Origin of the sequence: Bradyrhizobium sp. (genome assembly GCF_030697065.1) — a bacterium.
Classification (GTDB): Bacteria; Pseudomonadota; Alphaproteobacteria; order Rhizobiales; family Xanthobacteraceae; genus Bradyrhizobium.
The window spans coordinates 1-6,979 of the sequence record NZ_JAUYQU010000220.1 but is presented as its reverse complement, the minus strand read 5'-3'; the positions used below and the strand labels follow the sequence as shown (position 1 = coordinate 6,979).

General features: G+C 63.1%; 8 protein-coding genes and 1 pseudogene. 6 read left to right on the top strand and 3 right to left on the bottom strand.

Going from position 1 to position 6,979, the window contains the following annotated elements; genetic code table 11:
* The 3 genes from Q8R73_RS17475 to dnaQ all read left to right on the top strand — a co-directional run.
* On the top strand, positions 1-132 hold a 132-nt coding region (locus tag Q8R73_RS17475; RefSeq protein ID WP_305720804.1), incomplete at its 5' end, for a Maf family protein.
* Between the two features lie 36 nt (positions 133-168).
* Positions 169-768 carry a dephospho-CoA kinase gene (gene coaE / locus Q8R73_RS17470; RefSeq protein ID WP_305720802.1) on the top strand — a complete coding sequence of 200 codons (600 nt, stop codon included), beginning with the start codon at positions 169-171 and terminating at the stop codon, positions 766-768.
* A 25-nt stretch (positions 769-793) separates the two neighbouring features.
* Positions 794-1,489, top strand: a complete 696-nt coding sequence (gene dnaQ, locus Q8R73_RS17465) for a DNA polymerase III subunit epsilon (RefSeq protein WP_305720801.1) — start codon at positions 794-796, stop codon at positions 1,487-1,489.
* Between the two features lie 22 nt (positions 1,490-1,511).
* Here dnaQ and secB read toward each other — a convergent pair whose 3' ends face one another.
* Positions 1,512-2,000 (bottom strand): protein-export chaperone SecB, encoded by a 489-nt coding sequence (gene secB, locus Q8R73_RS17460; RefSeq protein ID WP_305720800.1) that lies wholly within the window; start codon positions 1,998-2,000, stop codon positions 1,512-1,514.
* A 492-nt stretch (positions 2,001-2,492) separates the two neighbouring features.
* Here secB and Q8R73_RS17455 point away from each other — a divergent pair, with 492 nt between their 5' ends.
* The 3 genes from Q8R73_RS17455 to Q8R73_RS17445 are packed head-to-tail and all read left to right on the top strand — an operon-like array spanning position 2,493 to position 5,378.
* Positions 2,493-3,197 (top strand): Tim44/TimA family putative adaptor protein, encoded by a 705-nt coding sequence (locus Q8R73_RS17455; protein ID WP_305720799.1) that lies wholly within the window; start codon positions 2,493-2,495, stop codon positions 3,195-3,197.
* Positions 3,198-3,237: 40 nt separating this feature from the next.
* Positions 3,238-4,779: a murein transglycosylase A gene (locus Q8R73_RS17450; RefSeq protein WP_305720803.1), complete on the top strand. Its 1,542-nt coding sequence runs from the start codon at positions 3,238-3,240 to the stop codon at positions 4,777-4,779.
* Positions 4,776-5,378 carry a Smr/MutS family protein gene (locus Q8R73_RS17445; protein WP_305720798.1) on the top strand — a complete coding sequence of 201 codons (603 nt, stop codon included), beginning with the start codon at positions 4,776-4,778 and terminating at the stop codon, positions 5,376-5,378. The genes Q8R73_RS17450 and Q8R73_RS17445 overlap by 4 nt, the downstream gene beginning before the upstream one ends.
* On the opposite strand, the gene Q8R73_RS17440 is transcribed toward Q8R73_RS17445, so the two are convergent.
* Together Q8R73_RS17440 and Q8R73_RS17435 are read right to left on the bottom strand one after the other, a co-directional pair.
* Positions 5,375-6,499, bottom strand: coding sequence for a hypothetical protein (locus Q8R73_RS17440; RefSeq protein WP_305720797.1), 1,125 nt, complete (start codon positions 6,497-6,499; stop codon positions 5,375-5,377). The genes Q8R73_RS17445 and Q8R73_RS17440 overlap by 4 nt on opposite strands.
* Before the next feature lie 78 nt (positions 6,500-6,577).
* Positions 6,578-6,979, bottom strand: a pseudogene (locus Q8R73_RS17435) (HslU--HslV peptidase ATPase subunit); the annotation flags it as partial.

Here is a 6,979-nt window from a genome sequence, read left to right as displayed (position 1 = left end):
GGCGCCTACCAACTGGAAGGGCTGGGGGTGCATCTGTTCGAACGCATCGACGGCGATCATTTCACCATCCTTGGACTGCCGCTGCTGCCTCTGCTCGCCTTTCTCCGCAGCGAGCGCCTGCTCCATGTCTGAAAACGGGTTTTGAGAACAACTAATGGCGAACGTTGAATGATTATTCTTGGGCTGACAGGCTCGATCGGAATGGGCAAATCCACCACCGCGAAATTGTTCGCGGAAGCGGGCGTTCCGGTCTATGACGCCGATGCGACCGTTCATCAATTATACGAAGGCGAGGCGGCGTCGGCGGTCGAAGCGGCATTTCCCGGCACCACGGTGGACGGCAAGGTCGATCGACAGAAATTGTCGGCGCGCGTGGTGCATGATTCCGCGGCGATGAAACGGCTCGAGCAGATCGTCCATCCGATGCTGGGCGCGTCGCGGCAAAAATTCTTCGAGGAAGCCGAACGGGCCGGAGCACCGGTGACCGTGGTCGACGTGCCCCTGCTGTACGAGACCGGGGGTGAGAAGCGCGTCGATGCGGTGGTGGTGGTGACCACGTCGCCGGAGAACCAGCGGGCGCGAATCATGGCGCGCGGCACCATGACCGGCGAAGCGCTCGATTCCATATTGGCGCGGCAACTGCCCGACGCCGAAAAACGCAGGCGGGCGGATTTCGTGGTGGATACATCGCATGGTCTCGACCCGGTACGGGCCCAGATCCGAGACATTCTGCAACAGGTTGCTAAAATGCCGCAACGGCGCAGCTGATTCGCCGCCGTTCGGACCGGACACCATGCGCGAAATCGTTCTCGATACCGAAACCACCGGCCTCGATCCGTTGCGCGGCGACCGGCTGGTTGAAATCGGCTGCGTCGAGATGATCAACTGCATGCCGACCGGGCAGATCTTTCACCGCCACATCAATCCGGAGCGGGCGATGCCGGCCGAGGCCTTCGCCGTGCACGGCCTTTCCAGCGAGTTCCTCGCCGACAAGCCGCTGTTCGCCGATGTCGTCGACGAGTTTCTGGAATTCATCGCCGATGCGCCGCTGGTGATCCACAATGCGTCGTTCGATATCGGTTTCATCAATGCCGAGCTCGACCGCATCAAGCGGCCGGGCATTGCGCGCGACCGGCTGGTCGACACGCTGCTGCTGGCGCGCCGCAAGCATCCGGGGGTGTCGAACCGGCTCGATGATCTCTGCTCGCGCTATGCGATCGACAATTCCCGCCGCACCAAGCATGGCGCCTTGCTCGACGCCGAGCTCCTGGCCGAAGTGTATATCGACCTGATCGGGGCCCGGCAGTCGCAACTGATCCTGGCGACGGAGACCCGCGATGTGCGGGACGGCGGGTATGGCGAAATGCCGCGGCGTATCCGCGAGGTTCCGCTCGCGCCCCGAATCACCGACGATGATCGCGCGGCCCATCGCGCATTTGTCGCGACATTGGGCGACAAGCCGATCTGGAGCGATTTCCTGGGCGCGTGAGCGGAACTGAACCCCGATCGCCTCAGCTTGGTTTGGCCTGTCCGGCCTGTGCCGCAGCCTGCCGTTCCAAATTCTGGCGATAAAGGCCGACGAAATCCACCGGATCCAGCATCAGCGGCGGGAACCCGCCGTCGCGCACCGAAGTCGCAATGATCTCGCGCGCGAACGGGAACAGCAGCCGCGGACATTCGATCATGACCAGAGGATGCAGGTTTTCCTGAGGCACGTTCATGATCCGGAACACGCCAGCATAAGCGAGATCAAAGCTGAACATCAGCTTGCCGGCGTTTTCGGCCTTGCCCTCGACCGAAAGCGTCACTTCGAACTCGTTTTCGGCGATATTATTGGCGCTGACGTTGATCTGGATGTTGATCGCAGGCTGCTCTTGCTGCGGCGCCAGCGAAGCCGGCGCGTTCGGATTCTCGAATGACAGGTCCTTGGTATACTGCGCCAGCACGTTCAACTGGGGAGGTGCGGCCGCCTCGGGAGGTGCGCCATTGCCGTTGGTCATGAAAATCTCTCCTGAAGCCGAGCCGGGCGGGTTTTGCGTCTGAATTCGGTCGTGAAGTGCGAAAATCCTGATGTCGGGGCGAGTGGCTATCATAGCCGCGGCTGGGTCCACAAGGACGACAAACGCTGTGGCCGCCCAGGGGCGCCCCGGGGATCGGCTGTCTCGGGATCAGGCATCCGACGGTCGACCCTGATCGGTTCGAAAGGCCCTAAATTGTTGAATATGCGCCATTTCCGGGCACGATCGGGTTTCCACATGCCGCAAAAACGCGCTACAATTCCGTTACGGCAAACGGGTAAAAGCCTTGGCTGGGAGCCTTGGCTTGGCCTATTTCCAGGGGCATGGCTGTTCATGCCTGAGCGGGCCATTGGCCAGGCCCCGTTTCGTGCCTACATGCTACTGACCCATTCCATGATTTAATCTCTGCCGTTTCCTGATCGAAACGCTCTACCGCCGGCACATCGCCGGTGCAGACCAGAAAGCGAATGCGACGTGGATATTTACACCATCATCTTCCTGGCGTTGGCGGTCTTCATCTTCCTGCGCCTGCGTAACGTTCTCGGACAACGCACCGGCAACGAGCGGCCGCCATTCGATCGCGCGGCACGCAACGTGCTGCATGGCGCGCAGGACAATAATGTCGTGCCGATCCCGGGCGCGGTGATTGACCAGGCGCCGTTGGCGCCGACCGCGGATGTGGTCCCCCCGACCGACCGCTGGAAGGGCTTGACCGAGCCGGGCACGCCGCTGGCGCAGGGTCTCGATGCCATTGCCGCCCAGGATTCCTCGTTCGATCCCCGGCATTTCCTCAGCGGCGCGAAGAGCGCCTACGAGATGATCGTGCTGGCTTTCGCCAATGGCGATCGCCGCGCGCTGAAGGACCTGCTGTCGTCCGAGGTCTATGAGAGTTTCGAGGCGGTGATCAAGGATCGCGAGAAGCACGAGCAGAAGACGGAAACGCGGTTCGTGTCGATCGACAAGGCCGAGCTCGTCGGGGCGGAAGCCCGCGATCGCGCGGCGCAGCTCACCGTTCGTTTCGTCTCGCAGATGATCACGGCCACCCGCGACAAGGCCGGTACGGTTGTCGACGGCAGCCCCGAAACGGTCGCCGATATCACCGATGTCTGGACCTTCGCCCGCGACATCACCTCACGCGATCCGAACTGGAAGCTGGTTGGCACGGGAAGCGCCCAATAACGCGCGCGGCCCCGGCCGGTATGCCGTCGCGCTTGGCGCGATGGTTGCGGTATTGTCGCTGGCGCCATCGGACGGGTTCGCTGCGCAACGCTCCCATGCCTCGCATCACGCGAAGCATCGCCTGCCTGCGGCGCGTCACCTGCCCTATCCGCAGCTCGCTTGGCCGCTTGAAATCAGCGGCGGCCAATATGCGCCGGTGGCATGGGCCGATATCGTCGGCTGGCGCGAGGACGATCATCTAGCGGCCTACAAGGCGTTTCGCACCAGCTGCAAGCCGATCGCGGCGCAACGCAGACCTCCCGCCGAACCGAAGGCGCTGGGCACCTCGCTGCGCGATCCCTGCAGGGCCGCCAGGGCGCTCGATTTTGCCGACGGCGCCAGGGCCAAGGCCTTCTTCGAGGGGCATTTCCTTCCCTTGCGAATCTCGCGGCTTGGCGAAGCCGAGGGTTTTGTGACCGGCTACTATGAGCCGATCATCGACGGCTCCAGGACCCAGACCGACGTCTACACCGTGCCGGTCTATCGCCGTCCCTCCAATCTGTTCGTCCGGGGCACCACGCAGAGTTCTGCCGGTTTGCCCAACAAGGGTCAGGTGTTCCGCAAGATCGGCCGCCGCAAGCTCGTGCCTTATTACGATCGCGCCGAGATCGAGGACGGCGCGATCGCCGGCCGCGGCCTCGAAATCGTCTGGCTGAAGAACCAGACCGATTTGCTTTTCACGCAGATCCAGGGATCGGCGCGGGTGCGCCTCGAGGACGGCTCTACCGTCCGCATCAATTACGACGCACATAATGGCTATTCCTACACGCCGGTCGGCCGCATCCTTATCGAACGCAACATCATTCCCCGAGAACAGATGTCGATGCAGAAGATCCGGGAATGGATGCAGCAGAATCCCGACGGCGCCAACGAGCTAAGGCGGCAGAACCGCTCCTACGTGTTCTTTCGCGAAGTGAATCTCTCCGACAAGGATGAACCGTCCGGCGCGCAGGGCGTTCCGCTGACGCCGGGCCGATCGATCGCGGTCGACAAGGCGCTACATGTCTATGGCACGCCATTCTTCATCGAGGGCGACCTGCCGATCGAATCGGAGCAGTCGAAAACGCCGTTCCGCCGACTGATGATCGCGCAGGACACTGGATCGGCGATCATCGGTCCCGCCCGCGCCGATCTCTATTTCGGTGCCGGCGCCGAGGCCGGGAAAATATCGGGCCGGTTCCGGCACAATGCACGCTTCGTCATGCTGGTCCCGAACAGCCTCGATCCCTCGGCGAGGGGCCGCAAGATGCCGGTGCCGGACGCGCGGCCGTCGGAGAAAATCGCAAGACTGTTTCCGCAGGTCGATCCCCTGAAGGATCAACCCAAGGACGGAAAGGCCGGCGCAAAGCCGCCTGAGGCTTCCGCGACCCCAGCCACAAAGGATGCGGCACCCGCAACCGCGCAGCCTTCCACGGCCGTCGCTCCCGCCGCCACAACATCGGCGGCGGTCGCCGAACCCGTGCCCTTGCCGGAAGCGCGGCCCAAGGTCGCCCCGAGCCCCGAGCCGCGCCGCCATCGTTATCGTCACCGCCGCGGCCGATGAAGCGTCCGCCCTCGATTCCGGAATTGTCCGCGCCGCCGCGGCGCAGGCGCAGCCTGAGCGAGGAAGAGCGCGCGCTGTGGGAGAGCGTCGCCAAACAGACAAAACCGCTGCGCAAACGGGCGCGCGCCGCCAAAGCGCTTGCAGCGCCACCGGATGCGGCGCCGCCGGCGTCTGCAAAATCCGCAAGCCTGCCGAAGCAGCTCCCGCCGGCCAGAATTGCGCGCGATGCGAGACCCACGCTGCCGCCGGCTGCTCCGCCGCTGGCACCACTCGGGCGCCGCGAGCGTTCGCAGCTGTCGCGTGGCCGCAAGGAAATCGATGCCCGGCTCGATTTGCATGGCATGACACAGACCCGCGCTCACCGCGTGTTGTTCGGCTTCCTGCAGCGCGCCCACAGCGAGGGCTTGACCTTCGTTCTCGTCATCACCGGCAAGGGCAAGATCGGCGCGGAATCCGAACGCGGGGTGCTGCGCCGCCAGGTGCCGCAATGGCTGAGCCTGCCCGAATTCCGCTCGCTGGTGGTCGGCTTCGAGGAGGCCCATATCGGCCATGGTGGCGAGGGCGCGCTCTATGTGCGGGTTCGACGATCGAGAGTCTAGAACGGCCGCACGATCCCGACGCGCGGGATCAGCGTCACGATCGCGCCGGGAAGGATGGTCTTTCGATCGTCGCTCGCAATCAGCGGCGCCTCCCGCGAGGCCGGCAAGGTCTTGACCGCATGCAGGATCAGGAACATGCAGACCGCCCAGTTCGATATCCAGCGTGAATAATCGAACACGATCGCAAACATCACCAGATAGGCCGCACTCACCGCAACGATGGCGGCGATGACGATGCGGCGGTGCAATTGATCCCGAAGCGACCGGATCAGGTCCGCAAAAAATTTCCAGAGCGGGGCGTGCAGCCAGATCAGGAGCGCGAACACCGGTATCCCCGGCAGGTTCGACGGCATCCGCTGCCAGGTGTCATGGATCTCCTGCGCAAGCGATTGATACCAGATGAAGCTGAAGCTCAGCAGGTTGGTTCTGACAGGATCGGCCATGCGGCCCCGCAGATGCTGAACGAACTCCGCCTCGGGGATAGCCAGCGAACCCCAGAACTGTGCGGCGAAGAACAGCAGGCCGACGGCGAGGGTTGCGGCGGTCCCGACGCTCGCATTCCGCAGCGTCACCCCTTGCACCAGATAATAGCGCAGCACCACGATGACCGCGATGGACGGCACATACATCAGGAGATGAATGTGGTGGATCAGAATCAGGATCATTGACGCCACGGCGGCGACCAGCACGAACAGGATCGAGCGTGCCGGGATGAGCAGCAGACCGATCGCAAAGGCACAGCCGTAGATATCGAAATGTCCGAGCGTGTGCATGAAATTCTTCAGAAAGAACGGTGATCCCGCCATGAACACGAACAGCGGCAGGTGCGCATCATCAAAGCCAAAGGTGCGCCGGAACAGCTTTACGAACAAGGCAAGTGTGAGCAGACACACTGCGCCTGACAGCACGAACACCAGCCATACCGGCACCTTGGCGAAGAACAGCGAGACGACGGCGCCGATCAGCGCGCGTTTTGTGAAACCGAAATGGTAATCGACCAGCAGATGGATGTAGGGGACGTAGGGCTCGCGTGGCAGCTTGTAGAGAAAAACCCCGATCAGCACGACGATGTTGACCGCAATCATCAGCCGCCAGGGGCTTTCCCGCAGACGCAGAATCATCAGGCACCCGAGATAGCGGCACAACCAGGTGCGGACTATCACATGCTGGATGCGCAGCGTGCAACGCGCGATTGCAGTTTACAGAATGAACCGGCTCAGATCCACGTTCTTGGCGAGGTCGCCGACATGCTTCTGCACATAGGCGGCATCGATCTGGATGGTTTCGCCATGGCGGTCGGGGGCAGCGAAGGAAATCTCGTCGAGCACCCGCTCCATCACGGTCTGCAGCCGCCGCGCGCCGATGTTCTCGACCGACGAGTTGACCGCGACCGCGACGTCGGCCAAGGCGTCGATGGCATCGGCGGTGATATCGAGCGTGACGCCTTCGGTCTGCAGCAGCGCGACATACTGCTTGATCAATGACGCCTCCGGCTCGGTCAGGATGCGGCGCATGTCGTCGCGGGTCAGCGCCTCCAGCTCGACGCGGATCGGCAGCCGCCCCTGCAATTCCGGCAGCAGGTCCGACGGCTTTGCGATGTG

What these genes read in the sequence shown, in the direction of transcription:
- Q8R73_RS17440 (WP_305720797.1), bottom strand. Translation starts at nt 6,499, where the DNA reads ATGATTCTGCGTCTGCGGGAAAGCCCCTGGCGGCTGATGATTGCGGTC.
- Q8R73_RS17445 (WP_305720798.1), top strand. Translation starts at nt 4,776, where the DNA reads ATGAAGCGTCCGCCCTCGATTCCGGAATTGTCCGCGCCGCCGCGGCGC.
- Q8R73_RS17450 (WP_305720803.1), top strand. Translation starts at nt 3,238, where the DNA reads ATGGTTGCGGTATTGTCGCTGGCGCCATCGGACGGGTTCGCTGCGCAA.
- secB (WP_305720800.1), bottom strand. Translation starts at nt 2,000, where the DNA reads ATGACCAACGGCAATGGCGCACCTCCCGAGGCGGCCGCACCTCCCCAG.
- dnaQ (WP_305720801.1), top strand. Translation starts at nt 794, where the DNA reads ATGCGCGAAATCGTTCTCGATACCGAAACCACCGGCCTCGATCCGTTG.
- coaE (WP_305720802.1), top strand. Translation starts at nt 169, where the DNA reads ATGATTATTCTTGGGCTGACAGGCTCGATCGGAATGGGCAAATCCACC.